The organism is Corallococcus exercitus (assembly GCF_042231735.1).
Lineage (GTDB): Bacteria > Myxococcota > Myxococcia > Myxococcales > Myxococcaceae > Corallococcus > Corallococcus exercitus_B.
This window is the reverse complement of the sequence record NZ_CP102577.1, coordinates 1,893,772-1,913,359: the sequence shown is the minus strand read 5'-3', so window position 1 is coordinate 1,913,359 and position 19,588 is coordinate 1,893,772. Positions and strand designations below refer to the sequence as shown.

16 protein-coding genes are annotated in these 19,588 nt (G+C 70.9%); 11 read left to right on the top strand and 5 right to left on the bottom strand.

Annotation, left to right across the window (positions count from 1 at the left end):
- Nucleotides 1-79: 79 nt before the first annotated feature.
- The 3 genes from NR792_RS07210 to NR792_RS07200 all read left to right on the top strand — a co-directional run bounded on the left by NR792_RS07210 (nucleotide 80) and on the right by NR792_RS07200 (nucleotide 1,922).
- Nucleotides 80-697 (top strand): dihydrofolate reductase family protein, encoded by a 618-nt coding sequence (locus NR792_RS07210; RefSeq protein ID WP_375759328.1) that lies wholly within the window; start codon nucleotides 80-82, stop codon nucleotides 695-697.
- Between the two features lie 152 nt (nucleotides 698-849).
- On the top strand, nucleotides 850-1,500 hold the full coding sequence (locus NR792_RS07205; protein ID WP_375759327.1) for a hypothetical protein: 651 nt from the start codon (nucleotides 850-852) through the stop codon (nucleotides 1,498-1,500).
- Between the two features lie 50 nt (nucleotides 1,501-1,550).
- Nucleotides 1,551-1,922 carry a hypothetical protein gene (locus NR792_RS07200; protein WP_375759326.1) on the top strand — a complete coding sequence of 124 codons (372 nt, stop codon included), beginning with the start codon at nucleotides 1,551-1,553 and terminating at the stop codon, nucleotides 1,920-1,922.
- A 3-nt stretch (nucleotides 1,923-1,925) separates the two neighbouring features.
- Here the strand turns inward: NR792_RS07200 and NR792_RS07195 are convergent, their stop codons facing one another.
- Entirely contained in the window at nucleotides 1,926-2,687 is a 762-nt protein-coding gene (locus tag NR792_RS07195) for a ParA family protein (protein WP_375759325.1), read from the bottom strand.
- Between the two features lie 212 nt (nucleotides 2,688-2,899).
- Between NR792_RS07195 and NR792_RS07190 the strand changes: the two genes are divergently transcribed.
- From NR792_RS07190 to NR792_RS07175, 4 genes are all read left to right on the top strand, one after another.
- A complete protein-coding gene (locus NR792_RS07190; protein ID WP_375759324.1) occupies nucleotides 2,900-3,736 on the top strand; it encodes an MBL fold metallo-hydrolase in 837 nt (278 codons plus the stop codon).
- Nucleotides 3,733-5,334: a sigma 54-interacting transcriptional regulator gene (locus tag NR792_RS07185; RefSeq protein WP_375759323.1), complete on the top strand. Its 1,602-nt coding sequence runs from the start codon at nucleotides 3,733-3,735 to the stop codon at nucleotides 5,332-5,334. Before NR792_RS07190 ends, NR792_RS07185 begins: the two co-directional genes overlap by 4 nt.
- A gap of 168 nt (nucleotides 5,335-5,502) precedes the next feature.
- Nucleotides 5,503-6,924, top strand: a complete 1,422-nt coding sequence (locus NR792_RS07180; protein WP_375759322.1) for a sugar porter family MFS transporter — start codon at nucleotides 5,503-5,505, stop codon at nucleotides 6,922-6,924.
- 130 nt (nucleotides 6,925-7,054) lie between these two features.
- Nucleotides 7,055-8,851: a DUF4215 domain-containing protein gene (locus NR792_RS07175; protein WP_375759321.1), complete on the top strand. Its 1,797-nt coding sequence runs from the start codon at nucleotides 7,055-7,057 to the stop codon at nucleotides 8,849-8,851.
- A 48-nt stretch (nucleotides 8,852-8,899) separates the two neighbouring features.
- Here the strand turns inward: NR792_RS07175 and NR792_RS07170 are convergent, their stop codons facing one another.
- From NR792_RS07170 to NR792_RS07155, 4 genes are all read right to left on the bottom strand, one after another.
- Complete coding sequence (locus NR792_RS07170; protein ID WP_375759320.1) at nucleotides 8,900-9,802, bottom strand: hypothetical protein; 903 nt, start codon at nucleotides 9,800-9,802, stop codon at nucleotides 8,900-8,902.
- 108 nt (nucleotides 9,803-9,910) lie between these two features.
- The gene (locus tag NR792_RS07165; protein WP_375759319.1) at nucleotides 9,911-12,256 is read right to left on the bottom strand and encodes a protein kinase; all 2,346 of its coding nucleotides are present in this window, start codon (nucleotides 12,254-12,256) and stop codon (nucleotides 9,911-9,913) included.
- Between the two features lie 17 nt (nucleotides 12,257-12,273).
- Complete coding sequence (locus tag NR792_RS07160) at nucleotides 12,274-13,944, bottom strand: adenylate/guanylate cyclase domain-containing protein (protein WP_375759318.1); 1,671 nt, start codon at nucleotides 13,942-13,944, stop codon at nucleotides 12,274-12,276.
- A gap of 127 nt (nucleotides 13,945-14,071) precedes the next feature.
- Complete coding sequence (locus NR792_RS07155) at nucleotides 14,072-15,007, bottom strand: hypothetical protein (protein WP_375759317.1); 936 nt, start codon at nucleotides 15,005-15,007, stop codon at nucleotides 14,072-14,074.
- Between the two features lie 72 nt (nucleotides 15,008-15,079).
- Between NR792_RS07155 and truD the strand changes: the two genes are divergently transcribed.
- From truD to NR792_RS07135, 4 genes are all read left to right on the top strand, one after another.
- Nucleotides 15,080-16,693 (top strand): tRNA pseudouridine(13) synthase TruD, encoded by a 1,614-nt coding sequence (truD, locus tag NR792_RS07150; protein ID WP_375759316.1) that lies wholly within the window; start codon nucleotides 15,080-15,082, stop codon nucleotides 16,691-16,693.
- Nucleotides 16,694-16,789: 96 nt separating this feature from the next.
- Entirely contained in the window at nucleotides 16,790-17,362 is a 573-nt protein-coding gene (locus NR792_RS07145; protein ID WP_375759315.1) for an RNA polymerase sigma factor, read from the top strand.
- A complete protein-coding gene (locus NR792_RS07140; RefSeq protein WP_375759314.1) occupies nucleotides 17,359-17,865 on the top strand; it encodes a hypothetical protein in 507 nt (168 codons plus the stop codon). Before NR792_RS07145 ends, NR792_RS07140 begins: the two co-directional genes overlap by 4 nt.
- Nucleotides 17,866-17,873: 8 nt before the next feature.
- Nucleotides 17,874-19,424: a hypothetical protein gene (locus NR792_RS07135; protein ID WP_375759313.1), complete on the top strand. Its 1,551-nt coding sequence runs from the start codon at nucleotides 17,874-17,876 to the stop codon at nucleotides 19,422-19,424.
- Nucleotides 19,425-19,588 lie beyond the last annotated feature (164 nt).

The window sequence follows — 19,588 nt, the reverse complement described above, 5'->3', positions numbered from 1 at the left end:
GGTGTGTCGATCCGCGCGCGGCCCATTCGTCGTCAGGATGGACGGGCGGATGGAAGGCCCGGAAGGGATGGATGCGACCATGGAACTGACGGTGACGGAGTTCGTGACGCTGGACGGAGTGGTGCAGTCCCCGGGAGCCCCGGAGGAAGACACGAGCGGCGGCTTCGCCCACGGCGGCTGGGTGCAACCGCATTCCAGCCCGGAGTTCGGCGCGCACGTCGTCGACATCTTCAGCCGGGCGGACGCGTTCCTGCTGGGGCGCAGGACGTACGACATCTTCGCTGGCTACTGGCCGCGCATGACGGAGCCAAAGGACCCCATCGCCGGGCCGCTCAACAGACTGCCCAAATACGTGGCGTCCGCCACCCTGCGCCGCGCGGAGTGGGCGAACTCGACGCTGCTGGAAGGGGACACGGTGGAGGCGGTGCGCCGCCTCAAGGCCTTGCCCGGCCGCGAGCTGCAGGTGCATGGCAGTGGCGGCTTGCTGCAGACCCTGCTGGAGCATGACCTGGTGGACGTGCTGCATCTGCACGTCTTCCCCGTGACGTTGGGCAGCGGCCGGCGCCTCTTCGGACCGGGAACGCAGCCCCGCACGCTGCGGCTCGCCGCATCGAAGATCACGCCCACGGGCGTCGTGCTGCTGACCTACCAACGCGGTGGACCCCTGAAGGTGGGCACCATCGGGCAGACGGACTGAGGCGCTCAAGCGTCAGCGCAGGCCCGAGAGCTTCGCCAGCTTGACTTTCACGTTTTTCGGCCATGGCATGTTGTGCCATGCCGGACTCCCGCCACCTCTTGCGCGATGCCAGCGTCCCTGCTCCCCGCGTCTCAAGGGGCGTCAGGGAAGGCATGGTGCCTTTGCTCTGGATGGCAGCGCTCACGCTGTCCGTGGCATGCGGCGGCTACTCGTATCTCCGGGATGGCAACGGGACGTACTTCGGGATTGAAGTCCGCGACGGCCGCGAGGTTCCATGGGTCCGTGGACCGTGGCCTGTCATCGCCCCTTCCGTTGAAGCGGATGCCATCGTCGACCAGCTGTGCGCCCCGCTCATGGAGTTGCCCGCCGCCGCGCCACCTCAAGGCGCCTATGGCCAGGAGTACTGCGGGGTCATCTACTCCCATGAAGGCCGCTACTATGCATCCTGGCCCGCAGCGCTTGAGACCCCGCGTCTCAGCGCTGAGAACAAAGACTTCAAGGACTGCCGCGTGCCCAAAAAAGTGGTGGATGAGCGGGGGCGGACAGCAATCCTGGCGGACTATCACACCCACCCGTGGCGCTACTCGCCGCTGTCCATCCAGGACCGCTGGAAGTCTCGCCAGCGATACTCATTCCGCGTGCAGATGGACGCTACGTGCAACGTGCAGATGTACGTCCCGCATCTTGAGCAGGAGCGCCCTGGGGAGGTCTACGTGCGGCAGGGGCGCCGCTGGATGCTCATCGGGCGCGTCGTTGACAAGGTGAATGGCATCATTCTGCCTGTGCCGGAGGGCTCCCGATGACACGCGCGTCGCTGCTCGCTCTGTCTCTCGTTGCGTTGAGCGGGTGCTCCTTGTTCCAGCGCTCGATGCGCCCACCGCATGCGCCTCCCGACGAGGCCCAGAAGTTTGTCTTCCCGCCCCTTCCCTTTCAGGAGGGCCGGACAACACTCCTCAGTGGGGACATCGCCACCGCCGTCCAACTCGCGATGGATGACTTCCTCCCCTTGGACCGCAGGCCGCCCAAGGACGCGACACCGGTCGAACTGTGCCTCTTCCGTCGCGACATCTATCAGGTGTCGGTGGAACAGTTGCCGGACGGCATCTACCTGGTCGGCGTCTACGCGCGCACCGAACTCTGCGACCCGAACGACTCAGCCACGGACGCAGGCGGGCTCTACGCCGTCGATGTGCGTCGTGGCCTCATCGTCGCTCAACAGCGATAGGCGTCAGCGCAGGCCCGAGAGCTTCGCCAGCTCGCGGGCCATGGCGCGCAGCTCCTCCGCGCCCGCCGCGTTCGGGCTCACGTCGAACACCACCTCGTAGCCCAGGCCCGCCTGGTTGATGGCCTCCGAGCGCGGGATGCGGGCCTTCAGCACCGGCACCGTCACGTCCTTGAGCGCCTCCTCCATCGCCTCGTTGGTCGCGGGCGTGCGCCGGTCCCACAGGTTCACGGCGGCCACCAGCTGGCCACCGCCCTCGCGCACGTCGCGCCACGCGGTTTCAATCTCCCCCAGGCCCTGCAGCGCGAACGCGCCCGTGGGCACCGGCGCCACCACCACGTCCGCGAAGCACAGCACCGCCTCCGTGAATGCGCCGATGCTCGGCGGCGTGTCCACGACGATGACGTCCGGCGTCCACGACAGCGTCTTCAGCGCGCGCGGAATCGCCTGGAGCCGGTGGCCCCACCCGAACAGCTCGCGCTCCAGCGCCGCCATGCGCGGAGCTCCCGGCGCGATGAACAACCCCGGCCGCTTCGGAGACGCCACCACGACTTCATCCAGCCGGTGCTTCGGCCTCGGCCCGAAGGCGTCCGCCACGCACGGGCCCTCCCGCGTCTCCAGGCCCAGCACCAACGACGCATGGGCCTGCGGATCCAGGTCCAACAGCAGCACCCGGCGGCCTGTGTCCGCCAGCGCCGCCGCCACGTGCGAACACAGGGTCGTCTTCCCCACGCCACCCTTGATGGTGCAGAACGCAATCGCCGGCATGGGCCCGGGGTCTACCAGGAATCCGCCGCGTCGCGGGGCCGCGCCGGATTGGACCGCCCGCCCCATCCGGGGCGCTCCAGAATGGAGCGGCCTGCCCTCCCCCTCCCCACCGACCCCAATGATTCCAGCCCCTTGGCGCTGGCACCGGACGTGCTCTGTCCCCTCCACGTCAGGGCGCCCCCAGCGGGTGCCGGAGCATCTGGAGACCCATCATGGAAATCCGCTTCTTTGGCGTTCGGGGCAGCATCGCGGTGTCGGGCTCGCGCATCGGTGGCAACACGGCGTGCGTGGAGGTGACGAGCCAGGGCGAGCGGCTGATCCTCGACGCGGGCACGGGCATCCGGGCGCTGGGTGAGGTGATGATGCGCGAGGGCGCGCCCCAGAAGGCGACGATGTTCTTCTCCCACCTGCACTGGGACCACGTGCAGGGCTTCCCCTTCTTCACGCCCGCGTACCTGCCCACCACGTCGCTGATGATGTACAGCCCCGGCGCGAATGGTGCCCAGGCGCTGGAGTCCACCCTGTCGCAGCAGATGCGCCCGCCGCAGTTCCCGGTGCCGCTGTCCACCATGCGCTCGAAGATGGCCTTCGGCGCCGCGCTGCACGGCCACACTGTTGAAGTCGGCCCGTTCAAGGTGACGCCCATCGACGTGCCGCACCCGGACGGCTGCATGGCCTACCGCGTGGAAGCGGACGGCCACTCGTTCGTGTACGCCACGGACGTGGAGCTGCCGGAGCGCCTCACCTCCGACGTGGCCCGCCACTTCGAGGGCGCGGACGCGCTGTGCCTGGACGCGCAGTACACGCCCGACGAGTACGAGGGCCGGAAGGGCATGTCCAAGAAGGGCTGGGGCCACTCGACGATGATGGACGCGGCCAAGGTGGCCAAGGACCTGCACGCCGGGCGCCTCTTCCTCTTCCACCACGACCCGTCCCACGCGGACGAGCTGCTGGAGGACATGGCGCAGGAGGCGCGCGGCCTGTTCCCCTTCACCGAGCCCGCGCGCGAAGGCCAGCGCATGCTGCTGGGCCGCGCGGCGGGCGCATGAGCGCCGCGAGCCTGGAGCCCTGCGCTGATACAGTGCCCCCAGCGCCCTTCTCACTTCCGCCGCTGCCCGCCGCCATGCCCTCGTCCCCGCCGGATGTGTCCCAGGTCCTGCTCCCCCTTGGCGGCCTCGTCGGGCGCGAGGTGGACCTGGACGCCTTCCTCCAGACGCTCGTGGACCGCATCGCCATCACGCTGCAGGCGGACCGCGGCACGCTGTGGCTGTTGGACCCCGTGCGCCGCGAGCTGTTCAGCCGCGCGGCGCACCTGCCGGAGGTCGCGCAGATCCGCGTGAAGCTGGGCCAGGGCGTCGCGGGCTACGTGGCGGAGGCCGGCGAGCCCGTGCACGTGCCGGATCCGCGCGGCGAGCGCCGCTTCTTCGCGGACATCGACCGGATGACGGGCTACTGCACCATCAGCCTGGCCGCGGTGCCGCTGCGCGACTCCGCGGGCGCCGTGTACGGCGTGCTCCAGGTGCTCAACCGCCTGGGCGGCGGCGCCTTCACACAGGAGGACACCCAGAAGCTCACCGACATCGCGGCCCAGGTGAGCACCGCCCTGCAGACCACCAGCCTCTACCAGGAGCTCCAGCGCGCGAAGGATCAGCCGCAGGCGCCCGTGGGCTACTTCTTCAACCGCATCATCGGAGAGGCCCCGCCGCTCAAGGCCCTCTACCGCCTGGTGCAGAAGGCCGCGCCCACGGACGCCACGGTGCTGTTGCGCGGGGAGAGCGGCTGCGGCAAGGAGCTCTTCGCGCGCGCCATCCACGTCAACGGCCCCCGGCGCGACAAGCCCTTCGTGAAGGTGGACTGCGCGGCCCTGCCCGCCGCGCTCATCGAGAACGAGCTCTTCGGCCACGAGAAGGGCGCCTTCACCGGCGCCGACCACCGCGTGCCCGGCAAGTTCGAGGCGGCCGATGGCGGGACCGTCTTCATCGACGAGCTGGGCGAGCTGCCCCAGGCCGTGCAGGGCAAGCTCTTGCGCGTGCTGCAGGACCGCGAGTTCGAGCGCGTGGGCGGCACGCAGGCCGTCAAGGTGGACGTGCGCATCGTCGCGGCCACCCACCGGGACCTGCCGCGCATGGTGGCGGAAGGGAAGTTCCGCGAGGACCTCTACTACCGCATCAAGGTCGTGGAGCTGCTCCTGCCTCCGCTGCGCGAGCGCGGCGCGGAGGACATCGAGCGGCTCGCCCGCCACTTCGTCGCCACCGCCGCCAAGCGCCACCGCCTGCCCGTGCCCCGCCTCAGCGTCGCCGCGCTCGCCAGGCTCAAGCGCTACCGCTGGCCCGGCAACGTGCGCGAGCTGGAGAACTGCATCGAGAGCGCCGTGGTGCTGTCCGAGGGAGAAATCCTGGAGGAGCACCTGCCCCTGCCCTCCCTGGACCGGGCGCTGTCCCCTGGCGCGCCCACCGCGCCGGAGGCCCCCGCCGCCGCGCCGGACGCGCCGCTGCTCCTGCCGCTGGCGGAGGTGGAGCGCCGCCACATCCTGCGCGTGCTGGAGGCCGTGAAGGGCAACCGCACCGCGGCGGCGCGGACGCTGGAGATCGGCCGCAACACCCTCGCCCGCAAGCTCAAGGAGTACGGCCTGGCGGACGAGGGCTGAGCTCCGGCTCGCCCTTGGGATTCGCGGCCCTGCCCCCAACGGGCGGCCCCGCGAGCGGCGGCCTGTCCGGGGGTGCCTTCCGGTGGCCACCGGGGGCACCTCTCTGGAAGGCCGTGGTGCGTACCGCGAGGGCCGCGCACGTGCCCGTCCGAGGGGGAGGAGCACGTCATGGCGGATGTCCTCGATGTCCCGGTGAGCGGCCCCCCAGCGCAGCGGGAGACGCGGACCGGCAGGGTCATTGGCATCTCCGTGGTGGCCGCCCTGGGCGGGTTCCTCTTCGGCTTCGACACCGCCGTCATCAACGGCACCGTCGCCGCCCTGAAGGCCGAGTTCGCCGCGAGCAGCCTGGGCCTGGGGCTGGCGGTGTCCTCCGCGCTCGTCGGGTCGGCCGCGGGCGCCTTCGCCGCGGGGCCCTTCGCGGACCGCTACGGCCGACGGCGCGCGATGATGTTCGCGGCGGCCCTGTTCATCATCAGCGCCATCGGGTCGGGGCTCGCGTTCTCCCTGTGGGACCTGAGCTTCTGGCGGCTGGTGGGCGGCCTGGGGGTGGGCTTCGCCAGCGTCGTGGCGCCCACGTACATCGCGGAGGTCGCCCCGGCGTACCTGCGCGGCCGCCTGGCGTCCCTGCAACAACTGGCCATCGTGACCGGCATCTTCGTGGCCCTGCTGGGGGACTTCGCCATCGCGCTCTACGCGGGCTCCGCCTCCAACCCCACCTGGCTGGACCTCACCGCGTGGCGGTGGATGTTCTTCAGCGGCCTGCCGCCCGCGCTCCTCTACGGCATCGGCGCCGTCTTCATCTCGGAGTCCCCGCGCTTCCTCGTGGCCAAGGGGCGCGAGCAGGAGGCGCTGAGCGTGCTGCGCGACATCGAGGGGGACGCCGCGCCCTCCAAGGTCGTGGAGATCCGCCGCTCGCTGCGCGCGAACTACACGCCTCAGCTGGCGGACCTGAAGGGCGGCCGCTTCGGGTTCCTGCCCATCGTGTGGATCGGCATCGTGCTCGCGATGCTCCAGCAGTTCGTGGGCATCAACGTCATCTTCTACTACTCCAGCGTGCTCTGGCAGGCGGTGGGCTTCTCCGAGCACAACTCGCTGGCCATCACCGTCATCACCAGCGTCACCAACATCCTCACCACGCTCGTGGCCATCGCGTTCGTGGACAAGGTGGGCAGAAAGCCCCTGCTCCTCATCGGCTCCCTGGGCATGGCGCTCACGCTGGGGCTGATGGCGTATCTCTTCGGCACCGCGCCGCTGGATGCCGCGGGCAAGCCCGTGCTGCAGGGCGCGGCCGGCACCACGGCGCTCATCGCCGCCAACCTCTACGTCGTCTTCTTCGGCTTCTCGTGGGGCCCCGTCGTCTGGGTGCTGCTGGGCGAGATGTTCCCCAACCGCATCCGCGCGCTCGCGCTGTCCATCGCGGCCATGGCGCAGTGGCTGGCCAACTTCCTGGTGTCCGCCACGTTCCCGTCGCTGCAGGCCGCCGGGCTGGGCTGGGCGTACGGCCTGTATGCCGCGGCCGCCGTGTTCTCCGTCTTCTTCGCCGCGAAATACATCCGTGAGACAAAAGGTCGGGAGCTGGAAGAGATGTAGCCCCGCGAGGCAGGGCAATGCTTGAGGCCCGTACACCCGTACGGGCTTTCTCCATTTTTACGCACCGGCTGGGTGGAATAACACCTGATCCATTTGACACGTGGGGTCAGGCCCTTCCAGCATCCCTTTCATGCTGAAACATTCCCCCCCCGCTCGGACTCGACTGGCGAGCATCGTGCTCGCTTCCTTCCTCCTCGCACTGACAGCCTGCCCCGGCAGCGACGACCCGGATGACGACGGCGGCACGACCGTCACCGACGGTGGAACCGACGGTGGCAGCACCGACGGCGGCGACACGCTGCCCGACGGCGGCTCGTATGATCCGGGCCCCCAGGTCTGTGGCGACGGCAAGCAGCAGCGGGGCGAGGCCTGTGACGACGCCAACAACTCGTCTGGCGACGGCTGTCGGGCCAACTGCCTGGAGGTGGAGTCCGGCTACGTCTGCCCGTACCCGGGCGAAGCGTGCGTGAAGGCCGCGGCGTGCGGCAACGGCCTCCTGGAGGCGAACGAGGTCTGCGACGACCGCAACACGGAGTCCAACGACGGCTGCTCCGCGGACTGCAAGACCGTGGAGGCGGGCTGGACGTGCCCCCTGCAGGGCCAGCGCTGCAAGGCGGCCTCGTGCGGTGACAAGGTCATCGCCGGTGAAGAGGAGTGCGAGGACGGCAACGCCGCCAAGGGCGACGGCTGCAGCGACACCTGCCGCCTGGAGCAGGGCTACAAGTGCGACGTCGTGGGTCAGGCGTGCACGAAGACGACCTGCGGTGACGGCAAGAAGGAAGGCACCGAGCAGTGCGACGACGGCGACCACGACATGGGCGACGGCTGCTCGCCGCTGTGCGTGCTGGAGCCCAAGTGCGTGGACGGCACCTGCGAGGCCCGCTGCGGCGACGGCGTCATCCTGCCGGGTGACACCACCGAGGAGTGCGACGACGGCAACGTGCGCTCCAACGACGGCTGCTCGTCCACGTGCAAGCTGGAGGCGGGCTTCGCCTGCGTGCGCGTCACCGAGTCCCCGCCGAGCACGGTGGAGATCCCCGTCGTGTACCGCGACTTCTGCGGCGTGAGCTCGGGCTGCGTGGCCCCGTTGACCGCCCACCCGGACTTCAATGACGCGAACGGCGCCGAGCAGGGCATCGTCGGCCCGAAGTTCGGCCCGCTGGGCGCGGATGGCAAGCCCATCTACGCCAAGGGCGCCGGCTCCGCCGTCACCCACGGCAAGACGGCCTTCGACCAGTGGTACAACGACAAGGCGGGCATCAACGTGACCGAGGTCAGCACGCTGAAGCTCAACAAGCAGGCCAACGGCTCCTACCTGTTCGACGACCAGACCTTCTTCCCGCTCGACGCCAGCGGCTGGGTGGGCCAGGGCAAGGAGAGCAAGCTCAACGACAACACCGGCACCCCGCGCAACTTCAGCTTCACCAGCGAGACGCGCTACTGGTTCGAGTTCAAGGGCACCGAGGTCCTGACGTTCCTGGGTGACGACGACGTGTGGGTGTTCATCAACCGCAAGCTCGCGCTGGACCTGGGCGGCGTGCACGGCGCCACGTCCGGCACGGTGTCGCTGGCGGACGCGGACACGGTCTCCGGCCTGGGCCTGGTGAAGGGCAAGATCTACGAGGTCGTCGTGTTCCAGGCCGAGCGCCACACGTCCCAGTCCTCGTACAAGCTGACCCTGAACAACTTCGAGACCCAGCGCACCGAGTGCAAGTCCACCTGCGGCAACGGCACCCTCGACAAGGGTGAGCAGTGCGACCAGGGCAACAACAACGGCCCGGGCTACGGCAAGTGCAGCCTGACCTGCATCTGGAACGCGCGCTGCGGTGACAACATCATCCAGGAGGCCGACGGCGAGGACTGCGACGACGGCAACACCAACCCCCGCGACGGCTGCAGCGCCATCTGCCGCAGCGAGATCGGCTGATGACGTCCGCCCCGGCGCCCTCACGGGCCGGGGCTCTCCGCCCGGACCTCACAGGGTCCGGGCGAGCATGAACGCGGCGGCCAGGGACAGCGCCCCGGCCGCCGCGAAGTGCTTCCAGGCCTGGCGGGACAACACCCCGCCGGTGCCCGCGGCACCCTCCCCCAGCACCACCAGCGCCGGACGCCCGCCGCGCCCGCGCAGCTCGTAGGTGCCGTCGCGGGAACCGCGCTTCAGCTCCCCCACCACCAGGCACGCCTCCCCCGGGACGCCCACGCGCTCCCAGGACAACGCCTGCGCGGGCGCGCCCAGCAGCTCCGCCCGGGTGAGCGCGGGCGGTGCCTCGCACCGGCGCACCTCCACCGGGGCCAGCAGCGCGGACGGCGCGAAGCCCACCGCCGCCCGCGTGCGCTCGCCCTTCAGGAGCAGCACCGGCGAGTACGCGCGCTCGCGCGACAGGAGCGGCCCCTTGCGGCCATGGGCCCCCACCGCGTGCACCGCCGCGTCGTAGAAGGCGCACGGCACGCCGCCCGGCGACGTCAGCGTGTCCAGGGACTCCAGCCGGCCCCGGTACACGCCGAAGCCCGGAGGCCGTCCCTCACGCAGGGCCGCCACCGCTTCGTCCAGGGGCACGGGCGCGGCGCCGCGCAGCGCATCCGCCCGCAGGCGCACCCGGGCGCCCCGCGCCGACACGCCCGCGGCCAGCACCAGCAGCACGCCGCCCAGCGCCTTCACCAGCACGTCCGGCGACACGGGCACCAGGGCCCTCCCGCGCATCCACGGGACGAAGAGCACCAGCCCCAGGGCCAGCGCCCCGAAGCCCGCGAGCAGCCAGCGGGGCCGCGAGCCGGCGGGCGTCCGTCCCAGGGTGAAGGTCGCCCAGAGCAGCAGGGCCAGCCCCACGCCGCAGAGCGGCAGCAGGAGCACGCGCCCCAGGTCCAGGTCCACGGCCATGCCCCACCCCCGCCCTGAGTGCCGGACGGCCCCGCGACGCACGGAGCCCGGCGGGAGCAAGGTGGGGACGGGCGGACGGAGCGGCAAGCCCCGCTCGCGAAAGGCGGACTACTCGCCGGTGGCGGCGCGGCGCACGGGGCGCTCCTGCAGCGGCCCCACGACCTTCAGGTCATCGAAGGTGCACTGGAGGTTGCGGCAGCCCAGGGCCAGCTTGCCCACGCGGCCCTCGAAGCCCGGCAGCACCTTGGAGGCGAAGAGCCGCTTGTTGAGGAACGCGTCCACCCGCACGCCGCTCTTCTGACGCCTGAGCTGGAGCTTCACCAGGAAGGGGCCCTGCTTGGGCACCGGCATCTCGTCCTGGACCAGGTTCTTGGTGTCCTCCGCGCTGTTGCCCACCACCTCGTGCCCGTCGTCCGGGGAGAAGTAGCGCCACGACAGGCGCATGCCCGCGTCGGGGATGGCGAAGACGGACACCTGCACGTCGCGGATGCGGAACGCCAGCTCGCCGAAGTGCTGCCCGTCCTCCTCGACGGACCACTCCTTGCCCAGCGCCTTCACGTCCATCAGCACTTCCGCCGTGAAGTCGTCGCTCGTGAAGTAGCGGTGCGCCAGGTACGCGCGCGGCACCAGCTTGCCGTCCGCCTCGCGGCCGGCCTGCACGACGCGCAGCTCCCCCTGGTCCATGGTCCAGGTGCCGCTGTGGACGTTGATCTCCTCCTCGCCGGGCTCGAAGCCCAGCTCCAGGGTGCTGTCGCCGGAGCCGGCCACGGGGGCCGTGAGCTTCAGGCCCGCGAACACCTCCCCTTCCGTGTTGGCCGGGAAGTGCAGCACGGGGGGCGGCGGCTCCTTCGGGAGGCCGGTCAGCCCCGCGAGGCCCCCGAAGCCCACGAAGGCACGCACCGCGAAGCCCAGCACGGCCAGGCCGCCCACCACGGACAGGCCGGTGCGCACCCGGCCCCAGCCCGCGTGAAGCGCCTCCAGCACGGCGGTCTCCGGGCCCGTCGGGGCCTTCATCGGCGCCACGTGCGAGGGCTGCGCGCGCGCCAGCGCCGACGCGGGCGCCACGTGCGGCGACGACGAGGCCGACACCAGCGCCTCCAGCGCCTCGCACACCTCCGAGGCGGTGGCGTAGCGGGCCTCGCGGTCCGTCTCCAGCAGCCGCTCCACCACCGGATCCAGGCGGGGGTCCAGGCCGCGCACGCGCTCGGACGGCAGCTTGAAGCGGCCCACGGGCAGCTCGCCCGTGAGCGCCTCGTACATCATCACGCCCAGGGAGAAGAGGTCCGCCCTTCCGTCCACGTTCTTCGCGTCCCGGCGCTGCTCCGGGGCCATGTAGTTGAGCGTGCCCATGGCCACCGCCGTCGCGGTGAGCTGCTTCTCCGAGTCCGGCTCGCGGATGCCCGCCAGGCCGAAGTCCGCCACCTTCGCGTGCAGCCGCGCGTCCAGCAGGATGTTCTCCGGCTTCAGGTCGCGGTGGATGATGTTCTTGGCGTGCGCGCACTCCACGGCGCGCGCCACCTGGAGCAGCACCTTCAGGGCCTGCGCGGGCGTGAGCCCCTCCCGGCCGCTCAGCGCGTGGCGCAGCGACTGGCCCTCCACGTACTCCATGACGAAGTAGTAGTGCTCGCCCTGCACGCCCCGGTCGATGATCTGCACGATGTTCGGGTGGCTCAGGGCCGCGAGCGCGGTCGCCTCCTTGTCGAAGCGCGACACGAACTCCTCGTCCTTCGCCAGCCGGGGCGGCAGCACCTTCACCGCCACCGTGCGGCCCAGGGACTGCTGGCGCGCGAGCCACACCTCGCCCATGCCGCCGCGCCCCAGCACCTCCAGGAGCTCCAGGCCTGGCAGCTCGGGCTTCGCGCCCGTCAGCAGCGTCTCCGCGTTCTCGATGGCGCGCAGGCCCGTGTTCACCGGCGCTCGCGGGGCTTTCACGCCCGGAGTCCCCGCGCGCACCAGCGTGGCCCCGTTCACGTCCGGGGCCAGTGCCCCCGGGTCCGCCGTGGGCACCGCCACTCCGGACGCGGGAGCGTTGCGGCCCTCCGCGGCGGCCGGAACGACCCCCGCGGGAACCTCGCCCTCGTCCGCCTTCCCCACGCCATCCGGTCGCGGGATGTTCATGTCGCTGCCCCCTGGGACGGAGCCGGCCCTCATCTCCTGTCCCACCGCGTCCTCCCTGTCCGCTCCAACACCGGGAGCGACAGAAGGTGACGCCGATTCTGGCGGATTCTCCGCCGCGCGCGGCACGAACGTCACCGCGACGCCTGCTTCCTCGTTGGCCTTCACGGCCGGACGGACGCCCGACGGCTCGGCCGTATTCGGACGGTGGATGCCGGAAACGTCCGCGCGCCGCACCTCGAACCGGATGCCGCAGCGGCACGTGACCTTCTGGCCGCTCACGTACACCCGGGTGTCGTGCACCGTGCCGCAGTTGGGGCACGACTGGGTCGTCGTCATGGACGCGGAGCGCACCGTCAGCGCACCTTGCGGGAGGTGGAGGTGGTCAGCTCCGCGCCGTGCACGCGGAAGGTCTGCACGCCCTTCTCCTTGCCCTTCACCTGGAGCACCGGCAGCTCCTCCACGTCGAAGCCGGGCCCGGACTTGCGCACCGTGGCCTCCGACGCCAGCACCTCCCCGCTCCGGGCGATGCCGCACAGCCGCGACGCGGTGTTCACCGTGTCACCGATGGCGGTGAACTCGTGCCGCTCCGCGCTGCCCATGTAGCCCACGACGGCCTGGCCGGTGTTGACGCCGATGCCCACTTCAATGGGCTTCTTGCCGTCCAGCACGCGCTGCCGGTTGAGCTCCGTGACGGCGTCCTGCATCTCCAGCGCGGCCCTCAGGGCCCGGGCCGGATCATCCGGGTGCGACGACGGCGGCCCCCACACCGCCATCACGCAGTCCCCGATGAACTTGTCCAGGTTGCCCTCGTAGCGGAACACCACGTCCGCCATGGCAGTGAAGAAGCTGTTGAGCATCGACACCACCTCCTGCGGCGAGTCGCTCTCCGCCAGGGTGGTGAAGCCGCGGATGTCCGCGAACAGGCAGCTCACCTCCGCGAGCCGGCTCTGGCGCAGGTCCTCCGTGCCGCCGTTGATCACCGCGTCCGCCACCGCCTTGGACAGGAAGCGCGACAGCTCCGCGCGCGTCACCGCCTCGTTGCGGATCTGCTCCGCCAGCGCCGCGTTCTCCAGCGCGATGCCCGCCTGCGCGGCGATGCCGGAGAGGATGGTCAGGTCCTTCTCCGAGAAGGCGTTGATCTGCTGGCGGCTGTCCAGGAACAGCACCGCCATGATGTCGCCGTTCACCAGGAGCGGCACCGCCATGGCGGAGCGGATGCCCTGCGCCACGATGCTCTCCGCGGCGGAGAAGCGCTCGTCGATGATGGCGTCCGCCGTGAGCACCGCCTTGCCCGTCTCCACCACGCGCTTGAGCACGGTGTCCGACAGCATGACGTTCACCTGCTTGCCCTGCCGGTGGTGCACCGCGGCCGGGATGAACTCCCCTTCCGGGCCCACCTTCAGGATGACGCCGTGGTCGGCCGCGAGCAGCTCGAAGGCGACCTTCAAAATCTGCTCGAACAGGTCGTCCTGGGTGCCCTTGAGGCTCACCTGCCGGTGGAACTCGTGGACGATGCGCAGCTTCTCGTAGTCCCGGCGGAGGGCGGCGACGTCCGTCACCTGGTCGGCCGGGCGGAAGTTCTGCGGCACCTGGTCCATCTGCGCCAGGAAGGCCGGCATGGAGACGGCGTTGGCCACCACCGTCACGCCCGGCAGCGTGGGCGGGTTGGGCCCACCGGGCGCCGCCTCCCCGCTGTGGAAGACGAGCCGGGAGGAGCCCAGGGCGATCTCATCCCCGTCCCTGAGGCGCATCTCCCCCGTCACCCGGCGCCCGTTGACGAAGGTGCCGTTGGACGAGTTCAGGTCGCGCAGGACGAAGTCGCGCCCCACCTTCTCGATGGTGGCGTGCTCCTTGGAGACCTCCCGGTCCACCAGCCGCAGCGTGTTGGAGGGGTGGCGGCCGAGCGACGTCGTCGGACCCAGGGGAAACTCCCCCAGCGTCCCGTCCGCGAACCGCCCCGTCAGGTGCGGCCCGCGCGGGTGCGACCCGGACCTGGGCGGGAATGGGGCGGGTGCCTGGTTCACGCGCGAATCCTCACCGGCCCGGACACTACCAGAGCCTTCCGCCCCAAAGGAACGCTCGCGACGCTGCCCCACGGACGGGCCGCCGCCGCCCTGCACGGCCGGTCAGTCCCCGCTCCCACCCGGCCGCTCATGTGGACGGCGGGGCCAGCGTCCCCGGGGCCGCCGGGTCCGCTGACGCGGGCGGACGTCGCTCGGGGGCGCGGAAGCCCAGGCCAATGGACGGCAGGAAGGTCATCCCGCCCAGGTCCCGCTTCTGCCCGAAGATGACGGGATCGCAGAAGACGTAGCCCCCGGTGAGCTCCGCGTAGAAGTGCACGTACTTGTAGCCCACCGCGATGCCCACCGTGGAGCCCACGAAGTGGCTGTTCAGGGTGGACGGCAGGCTCGCGTCGAAGCCCGTCACCGGCTTGCCCTGCTGGGAGAAGTCCACCAGCTGGGCGTCCAGCGAGGTGTGGCTGAAGACGTACTTGGGGGCGCCGTAGAGCTTGAACACGTCGCCGTACTCGGCGCTCAGGTACAGGGGTATCTCCACGTCGGTCCGGCTGAAGTCCCCCAGCTGCACCACCTCCAGGACGTCCATCACCGCCCCGGAGAACAGGTGCTTGGACACCCCCAGCCCCACCGCCAGGTCATAGGAGCGGCGCGGGCCCGGACCGCCGTGCGCCAGGCGCACCTTGCCGTCGAAGCGCAGCGCGTTGCCGTTGTAGCGCCCGCCCACGTCGAACCCGTCCACGAGCCCCACCCGCACCATCAGCTCCGGGTTGACGCCCGGCGGCGCCACCACCAGGGCCAGGCCCGCCGTCAGCAGGCGCTGCTGGTCCTCCTCCGTGAGGGTGTAGGGCTCGTCGTTGTCGATGGCGCGCTTCGCCGCCCGCCCCTGGTCGATGCCCACGTCCACCACCGACCCCAGCGTCCCCACCGGGACGAACACGCCCATGCTGCCCGTCACCTGGACCTGGCCGGGGGAGAGCGTCTTCGCCGTCTGCATGGTGGACAACGGGGTCGCGCACCCCACGGCGAGGCCAGCGAGCCCCAGCAGGAACAGGGCGGGAAGGTTTCTCATGGGGTTGCAGGTTATGCCCATTTCAGGCGCGAACGCTTCTATCCGTGCGTCCACGCTGGTAAGGGGGCTGTCGTGCGAATCAAGCAAAAACCCGAGGACTTCTCCGTGAAGGAGTCCTACCGCTTCGACGAAGTCGAAAACGGCAAGCATCGCGTCTACCTCATGGACAAGCAGAAGCTGTCCACGTTCGACGCGGTCAACCGCATCCGTGACGCGTTCGGTCTGAAGCCCGGCGCCATCAGCTACTGCGGCCTCAAGGACAAGCAGGGCCGGACCGAGCAGATCATCGCCGTGGACGGCGCCGACGTGGACATGCAGGAGCCCGACCTGCGCCTGAAGTACCTGGGCCGGACGGACAAGCCGCTGTCCGCGAAGAACATCACCTCCAACCGCTTCTCCGTCACCGTGCGCGCCCTGACGCACGACTCGCTGGCGCCGCTCAACCTGGCCGCCGCGGAGGTGAACCGGCTGGGCGTGGTGAACTACTTCGACAGCCAGCGCTTCGGCGCGCTCAAGCACGGCCAGGGCTTCATCGCCAAGGACCTCATCCGGGGCGACTTCGAGGCCGCGCTGCACAACTACTTCGCCCGCCCCTCGGACCTGGACCGCACCGAGGACGCCAAGGTGAAGGGCTTCTGGCGCGACAACTGGGGCCGCTGGGACGCGCGCGTGCCCTTCGAGGGCGCGAAGAAGTACCACCGCATCCTGCGCAGCTTGCGGGAGCACCCGGGCGACTGGCTCCGCGCGTTCCTGCAGATCGACTCGGACTACCGGGCGATGATCCTCTTCGAGTACCAGAGCTTCCTCTGGAACGAGGGCGTCCGGCGCTACCTCCAGCTGATGCTGCCGCGCGAGGCCATGTTCCCCATGCGCTACCAGGCCGGCACGCTCCTGCACTACCGGGACGCGACCCCGGACGTGCTGCACACGCTGCGCGAGAAGACCTTCCCGCTCGTGGGGCCGGACACCACCTTCGAGGATCCGAAGGTGGCGGAGGCCATGACGTGGGTGCTGGGCAAGGAGAAGCTCAAGCTCCCCGACCTGCGCATCAAGGGCGCGGAGCGGATGCTCTACTTCAAGGAGGAGCAGCGCCCGCTGGTGATGTTCCCGCACAAGCTCGTCGTGGGCCGCACGCAGCACGACGACGTGAACCGCGGCGACATCAAGGTCAACGTGGCCTTCACGCTGCCCCCGGGCGCGTACGCCACGCTGGTCATCAAGCGCCTGTTCCACTTCGAGTACACCGAGGACACGAAGGAGGACATCCGCACCTCGCAGCGGCCGCGCCTCGTCACCACCGAGCACGAGGAGGCCCGGGTGGACGCCGCCCGCGCCGCCCGCGCCAGCGAAGGGCCCTCGCGCCACCGCACCCTGGCGGACCGGGCACCTGTCCGCACCGCGCGTCCGGCCTCCTCCGAGCGCCCCGCACGCCGGGCCGAGGCGCCGGGCAAGGAAGCACGGCCCGCCAGCCGCATCGGCCGGCCGGCCCGCCAGCCCCGCGAGGCACTGCCGGAGCGGGATGAGGTCCGGGCCGCCCCCCCGCCTGCTCCGGAGCCGGAGATTCCGCTGGGCTTCCGGGCGAAGCAGAAGCAGCGCAAGCAGGCGAAGGCGGAAGGGCGGGCGGAAAAGGCCGAAAAGCAGCGCCTGGCCGCCGCCAAGTCCGCGAAAAAACAGAAGCGGAAGTGATGCTCGGGGGCAGCGCAATGGCCTTTGGCCCCGCCCGTAGTCCAGGGCGTGAACGCTCTTGCCCTCGACTCGCTCCCCATGGCCATCGGAATGCTGATGGCTGAGGAAGCCGCCCCGCTCCCCTGGAAGGCGGACGTGCAGGCCGCCCGCAAGGGGGACCCGTCCGCTTTCGAAGCGCTCGTGCGCAGCGTGCAGCGCCCGGTGTACGGCCTGGCGCTGCGCCTGCTGCAAAGCGAGGCGGAGGCCGCGGAGGTCGCGCAGGAGGCCCTGCTGCGCGCCTATCAGAACCTGCACCGCTACGACGACGCGCGCCCGTTCGACCTCTGGGTGCTCGCCATCACGCGCAACCTCTGCCTGGACCTGCTCCGCCGCCGCACCAAGGTGCGCACGGAGGAGCTGGAGCCCATGAAGGAGGTGCTCCCCAGCAACGAGGTGTCCCAGGAGGACGGGGCCATCGCGCGCGAGGAGCGGCAGTCGCTGGAGGCCGCCATGGAGACGCTCTCCGTGGACGACCGTGAGGTGCTGGCCCTCTATTACGTCCAGAAGCGCACCACGAAGGAGATCGCGCAGATCATGGGCTGCGCGCCCGGGACCATCATGGCGCGCCTGTTCCGGGCCCGTGAGAAGCTTCGCAAGAAGATGACGCCCGCCGAGGAGGAGACGCGATGACCCCCACCCCCTGCCCCGACCTGGAAGTCCTCTTCGCGGAGCTGGAGGCCGGCGAGGGCCCCGCGCTGGATCACGCCGCGGAGTGCGAGGCGTGCGCCGCCCTGATGGAGGACCACCGCCTGCTGGAGCAGGACCTGTTCCGGCTGGCGGATCCGCTGCCGCCTCCGTCGCTGGTCGTGAACGTGATGGCCCGCGTCGCGGAGAGCCCCGTGCCCCAGCGCCGCGAGGTGTGGACGGGCCTCTGCATCCTGCTGACGTCCCTGGGCGTGGGGCTGGGCTTCCTGTTCACCAATGACAGGGCGCTCGGCCGCATGGGCACCGCGTTCGCGTCCGGCGTGCGTGACAGCCGGATGTTCGTGGAAGGCCTGTTCAGCGGCGCGCACGCCCTGTGGAGCACCGCGGGGCTGGCGGTGGCCTGCTTCGTCGCCGTCGTCGTGTTCTCGTCGCTGTTCGGCCTGAAGCGCCTGGTCGGTTCCCCTCCCCCGTCCCTCTCCGAAGCCTGAGCGTGTCCATGAAGATCCTCCCCCGCCTGCTGCTTCCGACCCTCCTCCTCGGCGCCCCCATGGCGCTCGCGGAAGGCGCCCCGGCCCCCTCGGCCCCGGCCGCCGCCGCGCCGGCCCGCACCATCGACGTGAGCTTCCGCGGCTCCCTGCGCGACGCGCTGAAGACCATCGCGGAGAAGGGCGGCCTGAACCTGGTCGTCACCGGCGACCTGGACGTCCCTTCCGAGGTGCGGCTGCGCGGCATCAGCGCCGAGCAGGCCCTGCGCACCGTGGCCCGCGCCTACTCGCTCCACCTGGAGCAGGACGGCTCCATCTTCACCCTGCGCCCGCTCACGGCGAAGGAGAAGGAGTCCGGCGCCAGCCCCACCGCCGCCCTGCCCACGCCGCCCGTGCCCCCGGTCATCGCCGCCACCCCGCCCGCGCCGCCGGCCCCCCCGGCGCCCGCCATGGATCCGAACGCGACGCCGGAGGAGATCGCCCAGGCCCGTGAAGACGCACGGCAGGCGCGCGAGGACGCTCGCGAGGAGGCCCGGCAGGCCCGCGAGGAGGCCATGCTGGCCGCGAAGGAAGAGGCGGCCGCGGCCAAGGAGCGCGTCCGCGAGGAGCTGCGCAACTTCCGCGACAGCTTCAAGCACAAGAAGGGCAAGCGCGGCGCCCGGGACGTGGTGGCCCGCGGACAGAACCTGGAGGTGAAGGAGGGCGAGTCCGTGGAGAGCGCCGTCGTCTACGGCGGCAACCTCATCGTGAAGGGCACCGTGGAGGACGACGCGGTCGCCTTCGGCGGCAACCTGGAGATCCAGGGCCACGTGGAGGGAGACGCGCACACCTTCGGCGGCAACGTCATCCTGGGGCCCAACGCGCAGGTGGACGGCGACGTGTCCGCCTTCGGAGGCCAGGTGCAGAAGGCGGACGGCGCCCGGGTGGAGGGCAGCCTGGAGGCCTTCGGCGGCGCGGGCCTGGGCAGCCTGGTGGCGGGTGAAATCAGCCGCGGCATGCATGACGTGAAGAGCCACGACGCGCAGGTGGAGGACACCGACGACGATGGCGACCACGACAGCGGCGGCGGCCTGGCGTCGTTCATCCTCCAGTTCGCGCTCCTCTTCGGCCTGGGCTTCCTGGGGCAGATGTTCTTCCCGGCGCGCATGAAGGAGCTGGGGGATGAGATCCGCGCCAACCCCCGCCGCAACGCCTTCGTGGGCTTCGTCGGCGCGCTGGCCCTCATCCCGCTGACGGTCGTGCTGTGTGTCACGCTCGTGGGCATCCCGGTGGCGTTCGCCCTCCTGGTCGCCTCCATGCTGGGCACGGCGCTGGGCTACGCGGCCATCGCCAGCGAGCTGGGCACGCGGCTGCCGGTGCTGCGCGGCAGGAAGACGCAGGCGGTGGTGCTCGCGCTGGGCCTGGGCCTCATCCTCCTGGTCAGCCACATCCCGGTGATTGGCGTCCTGCTCAACCTCTTCCTCCTCCCGCTGGCCTTCGGCGCGGTCATCCGCACCCGCTTCGGCTACCGCGGCCGGGGCATGCCGGAGCCCATCTTCCCCCGGAGCGAGCACCCGGTTTGACGCACCCGGCCTCACGGCCACCCGGGATTGCCACACTGCATCATGAAGCCCCGCTCCCGAGCGTACCGGGAGTGGGGCTTTTCCTTCTCCAACAAGCCCCACGCTCGCGCGCCATCACCTGGGCTGTCGGAAGCGGGTGTTGACCGGGGGCGTGCGGCCGTTGA